This window comes from Rhodococcus sp. FH8 (assembly GCF_019266085.1).
GTDB classification, from domain to species: domain Bacteria; phylum Actinomycetota; class Actinomycetes; order Mycobacteriales; family Mycobacteriaceae; genus Rhodococcus_F; species Rhodococcus_F qingshengii.
Genome location: NZ_LPNQ01000057.1, coordinates 932,067 through 951,737 on the forward strand (window position 1 = coordinate 932,067; position 19,671 = coordinate 951,737).

General features: G+C 63.0%; 14 protein-coding genes. 12 read left to right on the forward strand and 2 right to left on the reverse strand.

The genetic code is table 11. The annotated features are described in order from the left end of the window. Positions 1-92: 92 nt before the first annotated feature. From ATN38_RS07145 to ATN38_RS07200, 12 genes are all read left to right on the forward strand, one after another. On the forward strand, positions 93-1,007 hold the full coding sequence (locus ATN38_RS07145; RefSeq protein ID WP_218747756.1) for an SDR family NAD(P)-dependent oxidoreductase: 915 nt from the start codon (positions 93-95) through the stop codon (positions 1,005-1,007). Between the two features lie 49 nt (positions 1,008-1,056). After that, positions 1,057-2,658, forward strand: a complete 1,602-nt coding sequence (locus tag ATN38_RS07150; protein ID WP_218747758.1) for a CdaR family transcriptional regulator — start codon at positions 1,057-1,059, stop codon at positions 2,656-2,658. Positions 2,659-2,802: 144 nt separating this feature from the next. Beyond that, the gene (locus ATN38_RS07155) at positions 2,803-4,401 is read left to right on the forward strand and encodes an ABC transporter substrate-binding protein (RefSeq protein ID WP_007731371.1); all 1,599 of its coding nucleotides are present in this window, start codon (positions 2,803-2,805) and stop codon (positions 4,399-4,401) included. A gap of 227 nt (positions 4,402-4,628) precedes the next feature. Continuing rightward, positions 4,629-6,230 (forward strand): ABC transporter substrate-binding protein, encoded by a 1,602-nt coding sequence (locus ATN38_RS07160; protein WP_003940335.1) that lies wholly within the window; start codon positions 4,629-4,631, stop codon positions 6,228-6,230. A 62-nt stretch (positions 6,231-6,292) separates the two neighbouring features. Further along, positions 6,293-7,306, forward strand: a complete 1,014-nt coding sequence (locus tag ATN38_RS07165; RefSeq protein WP_003940249.1) for an ABC transporter permease — start codon at positions 6,293-6,295, stop codon at positions 7,304-7,306. A 1-nt stretch (position 7,307) separates the two neighbouring features. Next, positions 7,308-9,188: a dipeptide/oligopeptide/nickel ABC transporter permease/ATP-binding protein gene (locus ATN38_RS07170; RefSeq protein WP_225320135.1), complete on the forward strand. Its 1,881-nt coding sequence runs from the start codon at positions 7,308-7,310 to the stop codon at positions 9,186-9,188. Then, positions 9,185-9,976, forward strand: coding sequence for an ABC transporter ATP-binding protein (locus ATN38_RS07175; RefSeq protein ID WP_065351382.1), 792 nt, complete (start codon positions 9,185-9,187; stop codon positions 9,974-9,976). The genes ATN38_RS07170 and ATN38_RS07175 overlap by 4 nt, the downstream gene beginning before the upstream one ends. Continuing rightward, complete coding sequence (locus ATN38_RS07180) at positions 9,973-13,332, forward strand: alpha/beta fold hydrolase (RefSeq protein WP_218747760.1); 3,360 nt, start codon at positions 9,973-9,975, stop codon at positions 13,330-13,332. The genes ATN38_RS07175 and ATN38_RS07180 overlap by 4 nt, the downstream gene beginning before the upstream one ends. Further along, positions 13,329-14,492, forward strand: coding sequence for a M20/M25/M40 family metallo-hydrolase (locus ATN38_RS07185; protein WP_007731364.1), 1,164 nt, complete (start codon positions 13,329-13,331; stop codon positions 14,490-14,492). The genes ATN38_RS07180 and ATN38_RS07185 overlap by 4 nt, the downstream gene beginning before the upstream one ends. After that, the gene (locus ATN38_RS07190; protein ID WP_007731362.1) at positions 14,470-15,291 is read left to right on the forward strand and encodes a GNAT family N-acetyltransferase; all 822 of its coding nucleotides are present in this window, start codon (positions 14,470-14,472) and stop codon (positions 15,289-15,291) included. The genes ATN38_RS07185 and ATN38_RS07190 overlap by 23 nt, the downstream gene beginning before the upstream one ends. After that, on the forward strand, positions 15,281-16,414 hold the full coding sequence (menC, locus tag ATN38_RS07195) for an o-succinylbenzoate synthase (protein WP_007731359.1): 1,134 nt from the start codon (positions 15,281-15,283) through the stop codon (positions 16,412-16,414). The genes ATN38_RS07190 and menC overlap by 11 nt, the downstream gene beginning before the upstream one ends. Positions 16,415-16,537: 123 nt before the next feature. Beyond that, positions 16,538-17,218, forward strand: a complete 681-nt coding sequence (locus ATN38_RS07200) for a 3'-5' exonuclease (protein ID WP_003940028.1) — start codon at positions 16,538-16,540, stop codon at positions 17,216-17,218. Positions 17,219-17,246: 28 nt separating this feature from the next. On the opposite strand, the gene ATN38_RS07205 is transcribed toward ATN38_RS07200, so the two are convergent. Both ATN38_RS07205 and ATN38_RS07210 read right to left on the reverse strand, forming a co-directional pair. Beyond that, positions 17,247-18,674: an amidase gene (locus ATN38_RS07205; RefSeq protein ID WP_003940167.1), complete on the reverse strand. Its 1,428-nt coding sequence runs from the start codon at positions 18,672-18,674 to the stop codon at positions 17,247-17,249. A 115-nt stretch (positions 18,675-18,789) separates the two neighbouring features. Then, on the reverse strand, positions 18,790-19,656 hold the full coding sequence (locus ATN38_RS07210; RefSeq protein WP_030535167.1) for a response regulator transcription factor: 867 nt from the start codon (positions 19,654-19,656) through the stop codon (positions 18,790-18,792). Positions 19,657-19,671 lie beyond the last annotated feature (15 nt).

The window sequence follows — 19,671 nt, forward strand, 5'->3', positions numbered from 1 at the left end:
CACTCCCATTCACACTGCCTGCCGGCCCTTGACTGTTTCCACGCCATCGCATAGTAATACTGAGTAGTATCCCAGATCAGAGAGGTTTTCCAATGTCGTTGGATTTTTCCGGCAAGGTAGCGATCATCACGGGCGCAGGCGGCGGACTCGGCCGTTCACACGCATTGGCCCTCGCCGCACGCGGCGCACGCGTCGTCGTCAACGACATGGGTGGCTCGGTCAACGGCAGTGGCGGCGCTGATACCGCAGCAGCCAAAGTAGTGGCGGAAATCGTCGAGCTGGGCGGCGAGGCCATCGCGGACCACTGCGACATCACCGACGTCGACGCCGTTGCCGCCATGGTCGCGACGGCCGTGGACAAGTGGGGCCGCGTGGACATCCTGATCAACAACGCCGGAATCCTGCGCGACAAGTCGTTCATCAAGGCCGAGCTCGACGACTTCCGCAAAGTCATCGACGTGCATCTGATGGGTTCCGTCATCTGTTCCAAGGCAGTCTGGCCGCACATGGTCGAACAGAACTACGGACGCATCCTCATGACTACGTCGGCATCGGGAATTTACGGCAACTTCGGCCAGGCGAACTACGGCGCCGCGAAGTCCGGCGTCGTCGGCCTGATGAACGTTCTCGCCATCGAGGGCGAACGCAAGGGCATCCGCGTCAACTCGCTGGCCCCGACCGCCGCGACCCGCATGACCGAAGACCTCCTCGACGAGAAGACTCTCGCTCTGCTTGCACCCGAATCGATTTCACCCGGCGCACTCTTCATGGTCTCCGATGACGCACCGACGAAGACCATCCTCAGCGCCGGCGCCGGCGTCTTCGCGATCGCTCGCATGGAGGAGTCGCAGGGCGTCTACATCCCCGAAAGCGCACTCTCCCCCGAGGTCGTCGCCGAACGGTGGTCCGAGATCAGTGACATGACCGATTCCGTCCAGGTGCCCGCGGCGTTCGATCAGACCCGCCGGTTCGTCGAGAAGGCCGTGGCGGAGCAGCCCAGCAAATGAGCAGAGCAACCAGACAACTGATCGACCCCGCTCCCCCTAAGGTGTGGTGGTGACCACACCTACGGGAGTATCGATCGTCGACATCGTCGACAGACTGGGAATGACGTTCCTCAGCGGTGGCGACACCGTCGACGGCGCCCGCACTGTCAGCCGCGTGACCCTGCACGAAGGGTCCGAAGCTACCCAGGACAGTGCGGGCGCCGTCGTACTCGGCGCAGGTCTCGCAGGTTCGGCCGATATCGCAACGGCGGTAAGAGAATACGGCTCGGCAGGTGCGGTAGCGCTGATCGTCAAAGAGCCCCTGGACTTCGACGGCCTCGTCGAGAAGGCGGTGGCCGACACCGACGTCGCACTCCTCGGAATGGTCAAGGATGCAAGCTGGCTGCAAAGCGCGTCGTTGATCAACGAGATCCTCGAATCCGGCAACAACGGGGACCGCACGTCGGCCGCCGACGCCGACCTGTTCGATCTTGCCAACTCGATCGCTCAGGTATTGAACGGCCCGGTCACCATCGAGAATCAGTCGAGCCGGATCCTCGCGTTCTCGGCGGATCAAGCCTTCGGCGACGAGGCACGTAAGCAGAGTGTCCTCGGACATCAAGTGCCGCAGCACTATTCCGATCGGCTCAGGTCAATGGGGTATTTCAACAAGATCTACGGCTCTACCCTGCCGGTATTTCTACCGGGTATCGGGCCGGGCATCAGGCCCCGCGTCGGCATGCGAATACATGCGGCATCGCAGATCCTCGGTTCGATCTGGGTGATCTTGGACGAGGAGCCGGACGAATTGCAGGTCAAAACGCTCGTCGAGGCGGCGGGCGTGGCCGCGATGAGTTTACTTCGCGCCAAGCTGGCAGCCGATTCCGCACGACGGCTGAGGTTGGGCGAGGTGATCACGTTACTGAGTGGCGGCACTTCAGCCAAGGAAGCGGCCGAGCGACTGGGCTACGGCCGCTCGAAGGCAAACGTACTTGCGGCCGGCTTCCGTAGCGGCGCCGGTGCATCGTTGGAGGCCGAAGCCGATGTCGATCAACTGGCCCTGACACTCAATACCTATCTCGACCAAGTATTTCCGCTGTCGGTGGCGGCAGCGATCGGCGGCACCGTCTACGCCGTCATCCCACACACCCGGCATCAGACCGACGACGACTACGTGCGTCGGATCGCGTCGGAGTTTGCAGACCGTTCCCGTTCGGAAAAGTCGGTGGTCATCGGAATCGGTGCGACAGTGGCCGACGTGATGACGCTGGAGAAGTCACGCGACGAAGCCGACCGAGCGCTTCGCGTTCTGAGGTCGACGTGGAATTCTTCGGGCCGGACCGTCGCGCGCGCCGACGACGTGCAGATCAATTCCCTACTTCTGCGCCTCTCCGACGCCCTGGCGGACGAGAACGAGACCGCATCGGGTCCGCTCGCGGTACTGCGTGAGTACGACCGCAGTCACGACATCAACCTTGTCGACACGCTCCGCGCCTGGCTCGACACGTTCGGCGACATTCCGGCTGCTGCGTCCTTGGTTCACATCCACGTCAACACGTTCCGGTACCGCCTCAAGAAGCTTGCCGGGATTGCCGGCATCGATCTCGATGATCCGGAAACTCGATTCAGCCTGATGCTCCAGCTTCGTCTCTTCCATCCGACAATGTTGTAGCGATCTACCAAGTCTCACGAAACATTCGTAAATCCGGACGATGTTCTCGTTCTTTTGTTGGGTGAAGATTCAAGCAATCGTCTTTTGCTCCTGCCCCGACAGACCTCGCGTCACTCGGGCGGGACCACACCTTCCGGAGGCACCATGAAACAACGGTCCTACGCACTACTGGCTGCGGCAACTGGCACCGTTCTTGCCCTGACCGCGTGCTCAACGGGTGGCTCATCGGGTTCGGGTGGGGGTGAACCCGTCACGGACGGCACCTTCAAATTGGCTCTCGTGGCCGACCCCGGCGCTCTGAATCCGCTGATGACCGCCGCTTCGCCGGCGCACCAACTCGCGCGTCTGAGCTACGACTATCTGCTCCATCCGGATCCCGATACCGGCGTAACCAAGCCGTGGCTCGCCGAGAAATGGGAAGAGACAACCACTTCCGCGTCCTTCACCATTCGAGACGGCGTCACCTGTAACGACGGATCCGCTCTGACTGCCCAGACCGTCGCCGACAACGTCAATTTCATCACCAACGCAGCAAACAAATCCGCTCTCCGCGGGGTGTACGCACCGGCAACTGCAACTGCCACCGCCGACCCGGCGACCCGGACCGTAACGGTCACAACTCCGGAACCCTCTCCGTTCCTGCTTCTCAACCTCGCGCGAATACCGATCATGTGCGAGGCCGGGTTGAAGGATCCGACGGCGGCAAACAAGACGACCTTCGGGTCGGGCATGTTCCAGATGACCGAGGCAGTCGCCAACGATCATTACTCCTACGTTCGGCGCGACGGATACAACTGGGGACCGGACGGCACTACCTCCGACACTGCCGGTGTACCCAAGAATGTCGTCGCATCCATCATCACGAACAACAGCACAGCGGCCAACCAGGTGTTGTCCGGTGATCTGAATGCCGCTGCCGTCTCCGGCCCCGATCAGGACCGCATGAACGCCGCGAACTTGGATACCGTCAAGCAGCCTGCTCCAGCGGGCGAGATGTTCTTCAACCACAGTCCCGGCAATCCGACGAGCGATCCTGCCGTACGCAAGGCGCTGGTCCAGGCTCTCAATCTCGACGACCTCGCCGAGATCTTCACCGCCGGCCGCGGAACCCGATCGACCACGATGGTGTCCATCGAACCGCGGGCCTGCATCTACGACTCTGTCGCCGGAAACCTACCGGACTTCGATACCAGTGCGGCCGCAGCAACTCTCGAGTCTGCGGGCTGGAAGGTCGGCGCGGACGGTAAACGCAGCAAGGACGGCACACCGCTCCGAATTCGGATGGTCTACGAGACGTTCGGCGACGCGACCGATGCTGCCGCCGACGTCGCAGTCAACGCGTGGAACGACCTGGGCGCCACCGTTGAACTCACCAGTGGAGACTCGAACAAGATTCTCGATGTCGCACTCAGCGGCAAGGACAACACGGCGTGGGATGTCGCGTGGGAGCCGATCAACGTCGCGCTGCCCAGCATGCTGGTCCCCTTCCTCTCCGGTCCGGTGCCCGCTGCGGGAATGAACTTTGCGTCGATCTCCAACCCGGCCTACGACGCAGCCGTCACCAAGGCTTCCGGGCTGACGGGCGAGGACGCTTGTGCCGCTTGGGCAGACGCTGAGTCCGAGATCATCAAAGCAAACTCGGCGGTACCTTTTGCCGACAAGATCACGACTCTCTACTTCAACAATGCGGGTCTTGCATTCGGCCGCAATTTCATCGGTTCGGCCCTGCGCCTGTACCAGTAGACCGCCGGTAGCGACCGGGGAAATCGTCGTGTTTCGCCGGTCGCTGTCGGTATACGGACAGGTATTCACTGATCCTGACGGTTTTCGTGGGAGCGGACGAAAATCGACCCGATTTTCGTGAGGATCGACAGAGATGCGCGTCACGTCATGCGCCAAGATTTAGCAGTCAACACTCAACCGCGCCCTCACGTTTTTCGCTCGGGCCCCTGCTCCATCACGGAGGCACCATGAAACACCGCTTCTATCCAACACTTGCGGCAGCCGCAGGGCTCACGCTTGTGTTGTCTGCTTGTGGCTCGGGAGGCACGTCCTCGGGCGCCAGTGGCGGTGAACCGGCCACCGACGGGACCTTCCGTTTCGCCCTGCAGGCCGATCCGGGTGCACTCAACCCGATCATGTCGGCCGCCTCGGCGACCGCCGAGTTGTCGCGTTTGGCGTACGACTACCTGATCTACCAGGATCCCGATACCAGTGAAGTCGGACCGTGGTTGGCGGAGAAGTGGGAGGAGACCCCGACCTCGGCGTCCTTCACCATCCGTGACGGGGTGACCTGTACCGACGGATCGACGCTGACACCGCAGACCGTCGCGGACAACATCAACTTCGTGGCCAACCCGGACAACGGTTCTCAGTTGCGCGGGTCCTCCGTGCCGACCGGCGCCACTGCGACTGCCGATCCGGCAACGCGCAGTGTCACGGTGACCACTCCGGCGCCGAGCCCGTTCCTTCTTCTCAACGTCGGTCGCCTGCCGATCCTGTGCGAGGCCGGATTGAAAGATCCGACAGCGTCGAACAAGAAGTCGCTCGGCACCGGCATGTTCGAAGTCACCGAAGTTGCCGCCAACGACCACTACACGTTCCAGCGTCGCGAGGGCTACAACTGGGGCCCCGACGGCACGACCTCCGACACCCCGGGCGTCCCCAAGACGGTCGTCGCCGCCATGTCGCCGAACGTGAGCACCGCCGCAAATCAGCTGCTCTCGGGTGAACTCAACGCAGCTCCGATCGCCGGTCCGGACAAGGACCGCGTCGCGGCAGCCAATCTGGACTCCGTCGGTCGGCCTCTGCCGGCAGGCCAGATGTACTTCAACCAGATCGCGAGTAATCCCACCAGCGATCCCGCAGTGCGCAAGGCCCTGATCCAAGCGGTCGATCTCGACGACCTCACTCAGGTCATCACCGCCGGACACGGGGTCCGGGCAACCAGCCTCGTCGCCGTCGAACCGCGCGCCTGCGTTTACGACTCTGTCGCAGGCAACATTCCGGACTTCGACCTCACTGCCGCCAAGGCAACACTGGACGGCGCTGGTTGGACCGCCGGCGCTGACGGCAAGCGAAGCAAGGATGGCAAGCCGCTCAATCTCCGCCTCGTGTACGACGGCACCGACGATCCGCGCAACGCGGCGGCCGAACTTGCTCAGTCGGCGTGGTCCGAACTCGGCGCAAACGTCGAGGTGACCGGGGGCGACTCGAACAAGATCATCGACGTCATTCTGAGCGGCAAGGACAACTCTGCCTGGGACATCGCCTGGGTCCAGGTCAACTCCTCGCTGCCCAGCACCTTCACTGCGTACTTTGCCGGGCCGGTTCCCGCAGCAGGCAAGAACTTCGGATCGGTCAGCAACCCCGCCTACGAAGCAGCAGCCACCAAGGCTTCCGGTCTGACCGGTAGCGACGCTTGTGACGCCTGGGCCGACGCCGAGTCGGAGCTCACCAAGACGATCGCGGCCGTGCCCTTCGCAGACTCCGTCATGAACGTGTACTTCAACAAGGCCGGACTCTCATTCGGCAAGTCGCTCAACGGTTCTGCGCTGCGTCTCTACCAGTAGGCCGTCCGCCCACTCTGAAATATCTTCCCGCCCCAGCATCCCGCCCTCCGGAAAGACAGCCCATGAGTCAAACTATTGAAGCCGCGAAACCAGAAGCGGCGCCTCAGGCTCGAGCAAAGTGGCTCGAGTCCGACAGCTGGCCCGCATATCTTCTGCGTCGTTTCGGCACCTTCGTGATTTCACTCTGGGCGCTGGTGACTGCGGCGTTCCTGATGCTCCAACTGATTCCGGGAGACCCGGTTCGGTTGGCTCTGGGAATGAACGCACCGGTCGAACTGGTCGAGACAACGAGGTCTCAGCTCGGTTACGACCTTCCCTTGTGGCAGCAGTACTTCCGATTCGTCGGCGGGTTGCTGAGCGGGAATCCCGGTGACTCGATCACCTTGAGGACTCCGGTCTTCGAGGTGATCGCGTCCCGCCTACCGGCAACACTCGAACTGGCTGTACTCACAGTCGTCACGGTGCTGCTAGTGGGCATTCCGATCGGCCTCATCTTCGCTGCACTGACCCGCAACGGTCGACGACGCGGAGTCGAGATCGGTTACACCGCAACGTCGGGCACCATCGCCGTGATCCCCGAGTTCATGTTCGGTACGGCGCTGGTCTACCTCTTTGCCGTCACGTTCCCTGTTCTGCCCGTCGCCGGCCGAGGTGGACCGGAAAGCTACATCCTCCCGGTCGCGGCCATGTCGATCGGTGCCATCGCCTCGATGTCGCGCATCGTCCGTGCAGAGGCGCTCGGCGTGTTGGACATGGACTACATCCGTACGGCGCGCGCCAAGCGAATGCCCGTGGCACGAATCTACTTCCGTCATGCAATGCCCAACCTCATGACGTCGACGCTGACGCTCGCCGGACTCCTCCTGGGTGGTCTGATTGCCGGCACCGTGCTCATCGAGAGCATCTTCGCCTGGCCCGGCATGGGCATGGCGCTGGTCAAGTCCATCACCGAGAAGGACTACCCGCTCGCCCAGACACTGGTCGTGATCTACGGCGCCATCGTCCTTCTCATCAATTTCATCGTCGACGTGGTGCTCGCTCTCATCGACCCACGATCCACAATTCGGGAGAACTGAGTTGAGCACCTCACCTACGGCCCCCACTGCGGCCCCCAAGACGCCCCCGCGACGACACTGGATCGTCGGAACGTTCCGCACCCCATTGGGAATCCTGGCCCTCACCTTCCTGACCGCTCTCATCGCCCTCGTCATCTTCGGACCGATGATCTGGGGTGACGCCGCTGTCGCAGCCAACCCGAAGGCACTGTCTCAGGGACCGAGTTCCGAGCACATCTTCGGCACCGACGCCGGCGGGCGTGACGTCTTCGCCCGCACGATGACCGCCGCGAGACTGTCGGTGCTCATGGCTCTCGGAGCCGTCGCACTCGGTGTCACAATTGGCCTGATACTCGGTACGCTCCCGACGCTCGCTCCCCGCTGGGTCGGACGAATGGTCGTGGCATTCCTCAACTTCGCCATCGCATTCCCCGGACTGCTCCTCGCGATCTTCCTGTTGGTCGTTCTCGGACAGGGTGCTGGCAGCGCGGTGATCGCCATCGGTCTCGCCCTGGCCTCGCCGTTCGCGAGGTTGACGTACGCACTGGCTTCGTCGGTCAACGGACGCGACTTCATCGACGCAGCACGCATCCTCGGGGTTACCAAGCCGGGGCTGCTGTTCCGCCACATTCTCCCCAATATCCGTGAACCACTCATCGTCAATGCCAGCATCGCTGTCGGCAGCGGCCTCGTGGTCTTCGCCGGACTCTCGTTCCTCGGCTTGGGCATTCAGCCGCCTGCATTCGACTGGGGCCGGATGCTCAACGAAGGTCTGTCGAAGATCTTCGTCAACCCGGCCACCGCACTCGCCCCCGGCATCGCCGTCGTGCTCGCCGGCTTGACCTTCACGCTGCTCGGCGAGGCCATTGCTCGCGGCGCGGGAGTTCGCAGCCCGATCAGCAGTCGCCTGCCGAAGTGGAAGCCGATCAACCGGAAAACTGCCCAGGCCGATTCGGCGCCCACCGACGAAGACGCGGTACTGACCGTCCGCAACATGTCCGTCGCAGTCCCCGCGGGTGACGACTGGCGTCGCCCCGTCGACAACATCAGTTTTACAGTTCACCGCGGCGAAACCGTGGGCATCGTCGGTGAATCCGGGTCCGGAAAGTCACTGAGTTGCATGGCAATCGCGCAGCTGACCGACCACCCCACCGTGGTCGACGCCGGGCTCATCGAGTTCGACGGCACCGTGCTGATGAAGGACGGCAAGCGGCCGGACGACGCGGCTTCGCGCAAGGTTGCCCGCCAACTCGGCACACGTATGGCGATGGTGTTCCAGGATCCGATGTCGTCCATGAATCCGTCTCTCAAGGTCGGATACCAGGTCGCCGAGATCGGTTGGCTCCACGAAGGTATGAGCAAGGCCGACGCGAAGAAGGCGGCAGTCGAGCGACTGAACGCCGTCAAGATCCCCGACGCGCCCAGGCGTGCGAAGCAGTACCCCCACGAGTTCTCCGGCGGTATGCGTCAGCGCGCGATGATCGCCATGGGTCTGATGGGTAAGCCCGCTCTGATCATCGCGGACGAACCCACCACTGCGCTCGACGTGACCGTTCAGCGTGAGGTCCTCGGGCTGCTCCACGAGGTTCGCGAAGAAACCGGCGCCGCAATCCTTCTCATCTCGCACGACATGGCCGTCATCACCGGCATGTGCACCCGTGTCCTCGTCATGTTTGCCGGCGAAATCGTCGAAGACATCGCAGTCGACGATCTGATTGCCGGCCGTGCAAAGCATCCGTACACCCGCGCGCTGATCGCCGCGGTCCCCACCATGAGCACCGATCGCGACAAGCCGCTTGCCACCGTCGACGAAGCCTGGCAGGTGGAGAGCCTCGACGCCGAGGAGAGCACCGCCGACATCGAGTTGGAAGAACTGTTGGCTGTTGCAGAGGAGATCCGATGAGCAGACTCGAATTCCGTGACGTCAACGTCCACCTCGGTAGCGGTTCGAAAAAATTCCACGCCGTCAAGAACATCAATCTCGACATCCCCTCCGGATCGGTGGTCGGTCTCGTCGGTGAATCGGGTTCCGGAAAGTCGACACTGGCGCGAGCAACTGTCGGCCTGGCCGAGCCCAGTTCCGGCCAGATCCTTCTCGACGGTGTGGACGTCGCTCACGCCCGCGGCGCGACGGCTCGTCTGCGCCACCGGATCCAGATGGTCTTCCAAGATCCGTACTCGTGCCTCGACCCGCGAATGACCATCGGCCAGTCACTCGCCGAGGCGCTGCGGTCCACCGAGCGTCGTGACAAAGCTCGGCGCAGCCGCGGCGACCGCGCTGTCGAGGTCGCTCGACTCCTCACCACCGTCCAACTGCCGGTGGAGAAGGCGCACGAATACCCATCGTCGTTGTCGGGTGGTCAGCGCCAACGCGTTGCCCTCGCGCGGGCTTTGGCAGCCGCACCAGCAGTTCTGCTTGCCGACGAAATCACCTCCGCTCTGGACGTGTCCGTGCAGGGCGCGGTTCTGAATCTGTTGGTGGATCTGCAGAAGCAGCTTGGTCTGACGGTTCTGTTCGTCAGTCACAACCTGGCGGTGATCCGCTACGTCTGTGACCACGTCGCAGTCATGCTCGGCGGCGAGATCGTCGAGCACGGGCCGGTTCTCGACGTGATCGATTCGCCGAAGGAGCCGTACACGGCAAAGCTGTTGTCCGCGATCCCGACATTCGGGGAGCCGATGTTCCAATGACAACGCCGACCACTCTCGACTCCCCCGCTGCCGTAGCCCGTGCCGAAGAACGTCGTTCGGCGAGAATCCAGGATTACGCGTCCGTGGTTACACCGACCAGCATCGCCGTATCGGCGTCGGGACGCATTGCATACGTACGTACCGAATCGAATCCGGCTGCGGATACCAACGAGCACTCGATCTGGTTGGCTTCCCCGCAACTACAGCTCACCGCGGGACCTGCCGACACCTCGCCGACCTGGCATCCCGTTTCGACGCTGTTGGTCTTCGTTCGGCCAGATTCCTCGGGCACACCACAACTGTGGAAGGTCGACGCCACCGGGGGCCCGGCAACACAGCTGACCACCACGGCGCAGCTCCCGCTCGGCGTGGGGGCACCGGTGTTCTCTCCCGACGGCGCTCGGATCGCCTTCAGCGCCCCCGTCGACCGCACGGGCGCCGGATCGTCATGCCTCTTGGTGGCGAAGCGCCTCAACTACAAGGTCGACGGATCCGGTGTCCGGGGCAGCGTTCGGGCGCACCTGTTCGAGTTCGATCTGGCCGCCGGCTCACTACGGCAGCTGACGGACGGCGATTGGGACGCTTCGCATCCCGCGTACAGTCCCGACGGCACCGAACTGGCTTTCACCGCGGCGATGGACGGCGACGCCGATCTGACGCGGGCGAGTTCCGCTTGGACCGTATCGCTGACTGATCTCGCCTCCGCTCCGCGGATGTTGGGGCACGCACGCGGCATCGCAGGACCACTTGCATGGACACCTGCCGGCGACGCGGTCGTAGCCGTCGGTTGGCACACACCGATCATTCACAACAACGAACTTCTTGTCCTGCACCGCGACCAGCGAGTGGAAGACCGCAGCCTGACGTCCGGACTCGACCGAAACGTCATGCCGGGCGGGACCGGTTATCCCGGTGGCGCACCGAGTTTCACCGCCGACGGCGACATCGTCTTCTGCATCCGCAACCACGGCTCCACCGAACTGCACAAGGTCGATTTCGGATCAGGCTCCGTCTCACCACTTCTCACCGGCGAGCGGACAGTGGTCTCAGGCCTTGCCCTGACGTCCGGGCGAGCCGTCGTCGCGCTGGCAACGGCTACATCCTTCGGCGAGGTCGCCGTCATCGACCTCGAGACTCGTGCAGTCGAAACCGTCACCGAATTGAACACGGAACTGACAACTTCCGTCGCGTTTCCAGTCGCCTCCAAGCGTTGGTTCGACATCAGCGACGGCACCCGTGTTCAGGGTTGGATCCTGCGCGACCCGAACGTCACGGGCGCCGGTCCGCTGGTTCTGGACGTCCACGGCGGACCACACAATGCCTGGACCGGAACGCCGACCGTGATGCACGCATACCACGCGGAACTGGTCGCGCTGGGATTCACGGTCTTGATGATCAATCCGCGCGGAAGTGACGGCTACGGAAACGACTTCTTCGACGGTGTGCGGGACGGCTGGGGTGAGGCGGATCGTGCCGACCTGCTCGAACCGGTCGAAACCCTTGTCGCCGAGGGGATGGCCGATCCGAAGCAACTGGTACTCACGGGCTACAGCTACGGCGGATTCATGACGTGCGCCCTGACGTCCGTCACCGATCGGTTTGCCGTCGCAGTCGCCGGTGGTCTCGTTTGCGACATCGCGAACACAGCCGGCCCCTCGGACGAGGGCATCTTGCTGCAGACGGTCGAATTCGACCCGCAGTCATCTCGGGTACGGGAACTTTCGCCGCTGGGGCGAGTCTCCCAGGTGACGACACCGACGCTGATCCTTCACGGCGGCAGCGACGTCCGTTGCCCGGTCAACCAGGCCGAACAGTGGTTCGGTGGACTGCGTTTGGCCGGCACCCCGACCGAGTTGGTGGTTTTCCCGGACGCGTCACATGCCTTCGTGTTGACGGGTCGGCCGTCCCACCGACTGGAGTACAGCACTCGTCTCGTCGACTGGATCGAACGGCACCTCTCCCCCAAGCCCGCACTGACCACGGTCGATCCCGACTACTGGCAGTACCGACTCGACACCCTGAGTGCGAAGTACGGGGTACCCGGCGCCTCGCTGGGAATTCTGACCACAACCCGCAGCGGATTCGACCGCACCGTGATCACGTCCGGTGTCGTCAGTACCCGCACCGGCGTCGCGGCTACGCCCGACACGCTGTTCCAGATGGGTTCGATCAGCAAGGTCTGGACGGCCACCCTGATCATGCAGCTCGTCGAAGAAGGATTGCTGGATCTCGACTCACCTGTCCGGAACATCCTGCCGGACTTCGCAGTTGCCGACGCGGTAGCCACCGAAACGGTCACGACTCGCCACCTGTTGACTCACACCAGTGGCATCGACGGTGACGTTTTCATCGACGGCGGGCGCGGCGACGACTGCGTCGAGCGATACGTCGCATCACTGAAATCAACGGTGCAGCTCTTCGCCCCCGGCACCGATTGGTCGTACTGCAACACCGGCTTCGTGATCGCCGGACGAATCATCGAGGTTCTCCGAGGTAAGAGTTGGGACGCGGTTCTGCGCGAGCGGATCATCGAACCGCTCGGCCTGACCAAAACCACGACCCTGCCTGAGGAGACGGCACTGCACCGCGCTGCAGTCGGGCACGTCGGCGGTGCCGACGACCTCGAGCAGACACCACAGTTCCTCATCCCCCGCTCGATGGGCCCCGCCGGCCTCATCAACAGCACGGCCGAAGATCTACTCCTGTTCGCTCAGGACTCGATGCGCGAGGACCCGGTTCTCCTTCGGCGTTCCACTCATCTGGCGATGCTCGAGGAGCGCCGCCAGATCGGTGACGTGTCGTCAGCGGACATCATGGGAACCACGTGGTTGCTGCACAATTGGGGCGGTGTACTGGCTCATGGCCACAATGGCGGAACTCTCGGCCAGCAGTCGTTCTTGCGAGTGGTGCCGTCGTGCGGTCTAGCCGTGGTCCTGATGGCCAACGGTGGAGCAATGGACGCTCTCTCCGGCGATCTTCTGGCTGAAGTAATCGGTTCCATAGGCGGCGTCAGTGTGACACCGGCATTCTCGCCTGGTGACCCCCACACCCGCGTCACGTCCTCACCTGAAGAACTCGATGCGCTGTGCGGCCTGTACCGCGATGCCGCAGCCGATTTCGTCTTGGAAAGGACCGGCGGTTCCCTGACCGCCCGCCGCACCGATCACATCGACCCTTCGGTCACCGCCGAAAGCGCAGAGTCCGTCTCTCTCAGCCTGATCGAAGTTCACCCTGGAGTGTTCGGGACCCGACTCCCTCAATCAGCAGGTTGGATCCGGATCACTTTCTCCGACAACGGGAGTACACAATTGCTACACGTCGGAAGCCGCGCGTATCCGCGAGTGAACAACCGATGACCATTCTCCGCGATCTGGCCGAGCGCCAACTTCCTCAGATCCTCGAGGACGCCATCGCGCTCATCGAAGTCGAGTCGCCGTCACACGATCTCGAAGCTGTTGCCCGCAGCGCGAAGTGGACGTCAGACCTTGTCCACGAACGACTCAGCGTGACACCGGAGTCGATAGTGACGGAAGGCCGTACCCATCTGGTGACCCGTTTCGGCAGCTCACCGACGCGGCTGATGCTGCTCGGTCATCATGACACCGTGTGGCCGATCGGCACCCTGACACGCCTGCCCGCAGCCGTCACCGACGGAGCGCTCCGAGGTCCGGGCGGACTCGACATGAAACTTGGTGTCGTTCAGGCAATCCACGCCCTCGCTATCGTCCGGGAGCTGCACGGCGACGATGCACTCGACGGAATCACACTCCTCGTGACCGGTGACGAAGAAATCGGTTCACCCACGTCGCGGTCCCTCATCGAGGAACTTGCGGCAGGCGCGGTACTGGTTCTCGAGGCCGGCGGTGACGGTGGCGAACTGAAGACTGTCCGCAAGGGAGTGTCGCTGTATCGGATCCATGTTGCCGGTCGCGCCGCCCACGCCGGGCTGGAGCCGGAAAAAGGCATCAACGCTGCAGTAGAACTGGCTCGTCTCGTGATCGCGATCAACGACTTGTCCTCGCCGGCGCAGGCAACCACCGTCACCCCGACTGTCATTTCAGCCGGAACCACAACCAACACCGTTCCGGCAGAAGCCTTCGTCGACGTGGACGTGCGCGCGACCAGCGCTGCCGAGCAGGAGCGCGTCGATGCGAATATCCGAGCCCTGCAGGCAATCCACCCCGCAGCCGTAGTCACGGTCTCGGGTGGCGTCAACCGTCCCCCTCTCGAAGCGACGATGTCCGCACCGTTGCTGGCGTTGGCGGAACGCGTTGCGCTCGAGCATGATCTGACTCCTCCCGTCGGCCTCGCCGTCGGCGGAGCCTCGGACGGAAACTTCACTGCCGGCATCGGCATCCCCACCCTCGACGGCCTCGGTGGCGTCGGCGGCGGTGCACACGCCGAGACCGAGCATGCGCTCGTGTCCGCAATCGCTCCGAGAACGGCGTTGGTTGCGGGCCTTATTCGTTCGATCACGTCTGAAGGGGGCCCTCGTGTCGAAAAGCAAAGCGGTTGAGTTTCGAGAACTGGTCGATACCCGCGAAATAGCCGATCTATCCGCCGTTTTCGACGAGATCTGGGCTACCAGTCCCGGACCGGCTCATTTCGGCACGGCGATGTTGGTTGCGCTTCACCACGGTGGTCACTACGTGGTGGGAGCCTTTTCCGAAGGCGAAATGATCGGTGGTTGCGTCGGATTCTTCGTCGAGCCTCTCGGCGAGGTTCTGCACTCACACATCGCCGGAGTACTACCGGGACACGCAGGCAAGGGAATCGGCCGCGCCCTCAAGCATCATCAGCGAGACTGGTGCATCGAGCGCGGCGTCAGGACGATCCGGTGGACCTTCGATCCACTGGTCGCACGAAATGCCTATTTCAACATTCAGCGTCTCGGAGCCGAACCGGCCGAATACAACCCGGATTTCTACGGGTCGATGGCAGACGGAATCAACGCAGGCGACGCCAGCGATCGTATGCTCGTCAGTTGGGACCTCGACGTCGATGGATCTCCGAGTTCTACTGTGGCCGTGAATGATACATTCAAGGTGCTTCAACCCACCGAAGACGGTACGCCTCGAATGCTCCCGATCCCACCCGACTGCGTCGATATCGCAGTCGGAATACCCAGAGACATCGAGCATCTGAGAACAGTCGACCGCGCCTCTGCCTTTGCCTGGCGACACGCGCTTCGCGAGTACCTCGAACCACTGATCGCCTCGAAGGAATGGCAATCGACCGGCTTCGACCCCAGCGGCTATTACATGTTCACGAAAATCTGCGAGACAACCGGAGAAGAGCAAGTCCATGCACATTGAGTCCGTCGAATTGCGCGAACTGCGCATCCCTCTCGTCTCCCCCTTCACCACGTCATTCAGCACCCAGCTCGAGCGCAACACCCTCGTCCTGAAAGTGAGCGGCACCACCGACGGCCCCAACGGTCCGGTGGAGACCGTCGGCTGGGGCGAGTGCGGCTCGCTCAGCGATCCGTACTACAACTCCGAATACACCGCTGGTGCGCGGGCGATGCTTCGCGAGTATCTTGTTCCGACGCTACGTAAGTCGCAGTCGGATCAACCGCTCACCGCCGAGACGGTCGGCAGCGTACTTCACCACATCGTGGGTCACCAGATGTCCAAGTCAGCTATCGAAATGGCAATTCTCGATGCTGAATTGCGCGCTCGCGGACAGTCTTTCGCTCGGTACCTCGGTGCCACTCGCACGCGAGTTCCCTCGGGAGTGTCCATCGGCATCCAGGACAGCATCCCTCAGCTGCTCGAGACCGTCGGCAACTATCTGTCGCAGGGTTACGTGCGAATCAAGCTGAAGATCAAGCCGGGCTGGGACATCGCTCCCGTGGCTGCGGTGCGCAAGGAGTTCGGCTACGACGTTCCTCTGCAGGTCGACGCGAACGCCGCGTACACCCTCGTCGACGCGCAGTTGCTCCGTCGCCTGGACGAATTCGCACTGCTCCTCATCGAACAGCCGCTGGCCGAGGACGATTTGGTGCAGCACGCCAAGCTCGCCCAGTCCCTTTCGACTCCGATCTGCCTCGACGAGTCGGTCGAGTCGGCCAAGGATGCGGCGGATGCCATCACGCTCGGTGCCGCTTCGGTCATCAACATCAAGCCGAGCCGTGTCGGTGGATATCTGGAAGCCAAGCGCATCCACGATCTCGCCTCGGCACACGGTATTGCGGTGTGGTGCGGCGGAATGCTCGAGACCGGAATCGGCCGCGCCGCCAACGCAGCCCTCGCGGCGCTGGACGGATTCACGCTGCCCGGCGACATCTCGGCGTCCGATCGCTTCTACAAGGAAGACATCACCGAACCTTTTGTCATCGAGGACGGCCACATCGCCGTGCCGCAGGGACCGGGCTTCGGTGTGACTCCGCGCGAAGACGTCATGGATCGCTTCACGGTCGGAACCGAGATTCTGTAGGTCCGTCACACAGTCACGCAGCAGCCACCTCCACCTTCACCCCGGAGGTGGCTGTTCGTCGTTTGTGTCGGTAGGGGGGTGCATAGTGATTCGGACATGACGTTCTGCACCGAAAGGCCCCCGATGAGTAGCTGGTCCGATCGCCCGATCTGCGCGTTCGACCTCGAGACCACGGGGCGGGATCCGTCGACCGCTCGTATCGTCAGTGCCTGCGTCGCGGTGATCGACGGTTCGAGTGTCGAAACACGCACGTGGCTACTCGATCCCGGCGTCGACATCCCCGCCGGCGCCTCGGCTGTTCACGGCATCAGCACCGAGTTCGCGGCGCAACACGGCCAGGATTATTCCGAGGGCTACGAAGAGATTCGCGAGGCTCTGCACAATTCCTGGGCGCGCGATCACGCCGTCGTGGCGTTCAATGCCTCCTATGATCTGACGGTCATGCATGCCGAGGGTCTGCGCATCGGCAAGCCTGCATTCGTTCCGGGGTTGGTGATCGATCCGTACGTGATCGATCGGGCGATGGATACGTTCCGCAAGGGCAAGCGAACGCTTGCGGCCGTGTGCGAGCACTACGGAATTTCATTGGAGTCGGCGCACGAAGCCGAGGCCGATGCCAAAGCTGCGGCAGCGTTGGCCCGCGAGTTGGCCGTGCGGTTCCCCGACATCCTGGGGCTCGATCTCATGGTCGATCAAGCCGATTGGCACGCAGAGCGGCAACGCGATTTCGCCGAGTACCTTCTCAGCCAAGGGAGGGACGTGGCAGATGTGAACGGCCAGTGGCCGATTCGCATCATCGCCTGACGTCCTCCCCGGCTCGGACGACCGCGCGCTACGCCGGGACCGGCGGCCACACCGGCGCAATGGACCACGGACGGGCTGTTTCGAGCTGCGACGCAACCTGAATCAGCAGATCTTCACGGCCGAACGCGCCGACCAACTGCACGCCGATCGGAACGCCGGCCGAGTCATGACCCATCGGCAAGGAAATCGCCGGCTGACCTGAACTGTTGAACGGACTGGTCAAGCCGCTGTACCCGGCCGAATGCTCCCAGATCGACATAGGATTCGCCGTATCGAGCAGACCGAGCGGAGCTGCCGGCCGAGCCATCGTCGGAGTCAGCAACAGGTCGTGATCGACGAAGAACGCACCGATCACCTGGGCGGCCCGCTCGAGTTCCTGCAATGCCTTGACAACGTTCGTCGCACTTTCGGACTTCGCGCGGTCGTAGATCATCCGCGCCATCGGCTCGAGGTCGTCGTCGCGGATCGCGCGGTTCAGGGCGTCGAGTCGTTCGTCGACCTCGATCGTCATCGGAATGCCCATCAACACCGAAAGCCCGGCAGTGAGCGCATCGAGCGGAAAGTTCGGGGCACTCTCGGTGACATCGTGACCGAGTTCTTCGAGCAGGCCGGCAACACCGGTCGCGACGGCCGAGCACTCCGGGTCCACCGGTGTGCCGTCAGGAAGAGCGTTACTCAGACCGATCCGCAACCGTCCGGGATCGGCACCCACTTCCTCGATGTACGGCCGCTTCGGCGCCAGGATCACGTAAGGATCGCCCACTGTCGGCCCGGCGGACAGATCGAGAAGCAGCGCAGTGTCGCGGACACTTCGGGTGAGCGCGTGATGAACACTCATCGGCGACGAGAAGAGCGTGCGCGCCGGTGCCGTCGGAGTACGTCCTCGGCTCGGCTTGAGGCCTACCAGGCCGCAGGCCGATGCGGGAATACGGATCGATCCACCACCGTCGCTGGCATGCCCGCCTGGCACGATCCCGACGGCAACAGCTACAGCCGTGCCACCCGAAGATCCGCCGGGCGAACGATCAAGGGCGTAAGGGTTACGGGTGGGTCCGAACAGCGCAGGTTCGGTACTCGCGTTCTTGCCGAACTCCGGGGTGTTCGTCTTGCCGATGACAACCAGACCAGCCTGGCGGTAGCGCTCGACGAGCGTCGAATCTTTTTCTGCCACAGCGTCGGCGAACAATCGAGATCCATTGGTGCTCGGCAATCCTGCGACGTCCATGCCGAGGTCTTTGATCACGAACGGGACGCCCTGCAGTGGACCATCCGGCAGGCCGCCTGATACCTCGTTGCGCGCTTCCTCTCGGCGCTCACTGATCACCGCGTTGACTGCCGGGTTGCGCTCGTCGAGCCTGTCCAGACTGAACTCGAGGACTTCCTTGGCGGAGACGTCGCCGCTCTTGATCGCTTCGGCCAGGCCGGTCATGTCGTTGTTGTCGAACAAATCCTGCATCGATGCCCTCATCACTCGTGTCGAACTCTGCCGATAGTGAGGTCCGTCATATCAACCGGAGTGGCGACGCAGTTCCGAAATTCCGCTTGGCGGGACCGATCAGAGAATCAAGCCCTCACAGAATCAAACCTTGCCGCCGCGCTTCCACGACCGCTTCGTGACGACTGCGGACGTCGAGTTTTCCCATCAGATTCCTCATGTACGTCTTGATCGTTTCGACGCTCAGGGACAACCTCTCGGCGATCTCGGCATTGCGCAGTCCGAGAGCGACGTACCCCATCACCTCCCGCTCGCGTGGCGACAGGACAACGGTGTTCGCGACTGGAGTGTTCGCGGAAGGTTTCGGCGACGCCAACGCCCGCAACTTTGCCTCGACCGCGAGGACCTGCGCGCTGAGAGCCATGTCCTCGAGGTTCGCCGCGATCTCGCCGAGCGCCAGGACGCTCTCGGTCAACCCTTCGGATATCTGGGCATCGCGGTTCGAACCATGTTCCACCGCAGCGGTATCGAGCATCGCCACCCGACGATCCACTTCGTCGCGAATCTCGAATTCTCGGGCCAACGCGTACGACGATCGCATCATCGTCTCTGCGATCACGTCGCCGATCGGCAGGTTGGCACGCAGTCCTCCGTAGATCGCTCCGCGAGTAACCCCGCGTACGACGATGGGGACTGCCATCAAGGATTCAATCGCTTCGGTACCCACTTCATAGTCGTAGTCGTGAGTGATGTGCGACGAGTTCGCGTAGTCCTGGACCGCGCCCGGTCGTTGTTCTGCGATCGCCCGACCGCCGAGTCCGCATTCGGCGTCGATCCGGAGGTTTCGCAGGATGTTGCTGCGCGTGCCGACGTGACCGGTGATGGTCAGCGACCGGTCGCTGACGCAGCCGCCGAACAGAACCGGCAACTCGGTTTTGGGGTGCAGCCGACGCAGTTCGGCGCGCAACGCGTCGTCGTCGCTCGGTCTCAGTACCCTGCTCACTCTCACCTCCACGTA

Excerpts from the sequence above, each read along its gene's own strand:
- ATN38_RS07205 (WP_003940167.1), bottom strand. The coding sequence starts at position 18,674 with ATGCAGGATTTGTTCGACAACAACGACATGACCGGCCTGGCCGAAGCG.
- ATN38_RS07145 (WP_218747756.1), top strand. The coding sequence starts at position 93 with ATGTCGTTGGATTTTTCCGGCAAGGTAGCGATCATCACGGGCGCAGGC.
- ATN38_RS07160 (WP_003940335.1), top strand. The coding sequence starts at position 4,629 with ATGAAACACCGCTTCTATCCAACACTTGCGGCAGCCGCAGGGCTCACG.
- ATN38_RS07155 (WP_007731371.1), top strand. The coding sequence starts at position 2,803 with ATGAAACAACGGTCCTACGCACTACTGGCTGCGGCAACTGGCACCGTT.
- menC (WP_007731359.1), top strand. The coding sequence starts at position 15,281 with ATGCACATTGAGTCCGTCGAATTGCGCGAACTGCGCATCCCTCTCGTC.
- ATN38_RS07175 (WP_065351382.1), top strand. The coding sequence starts at position 9,185 with ATGAGCAGACTCGAATTCCGTGACGTCAACGTCCACCTCGGTAGCGGT.
- ATN38_RS07200 (WP_003940028.1), top strand. The coding sequence starts at position 16,538 with ATGAGTAGCTGGTCCGATCGCCCGATCTGCGCGTTCGACCTCGAGACC.
- ATN38_RS07165 (WP_003940249.1), top strand. The coding sequence starts at position 6,293 with ATGAGTCAAACTATTGAAGCCGCGAAACCAGAAGCGGCGCCTCAGGCT.
- ATN38_RS07185 (WP_007731364.1), top strand. The coding sequence starts at position 13,329 with ATGACCATTCTCCGCGATCTGGCCGAGCGCCAACTTCCTCAGATCCTC.
- ATN38_RS07180 (WP_218747760.1), top strand. The coding sequence starts at position 9,973 with ATGACAACGCCGACCACTCTCGACTCCCCCGCTGCCGTAGCCCGTGCC.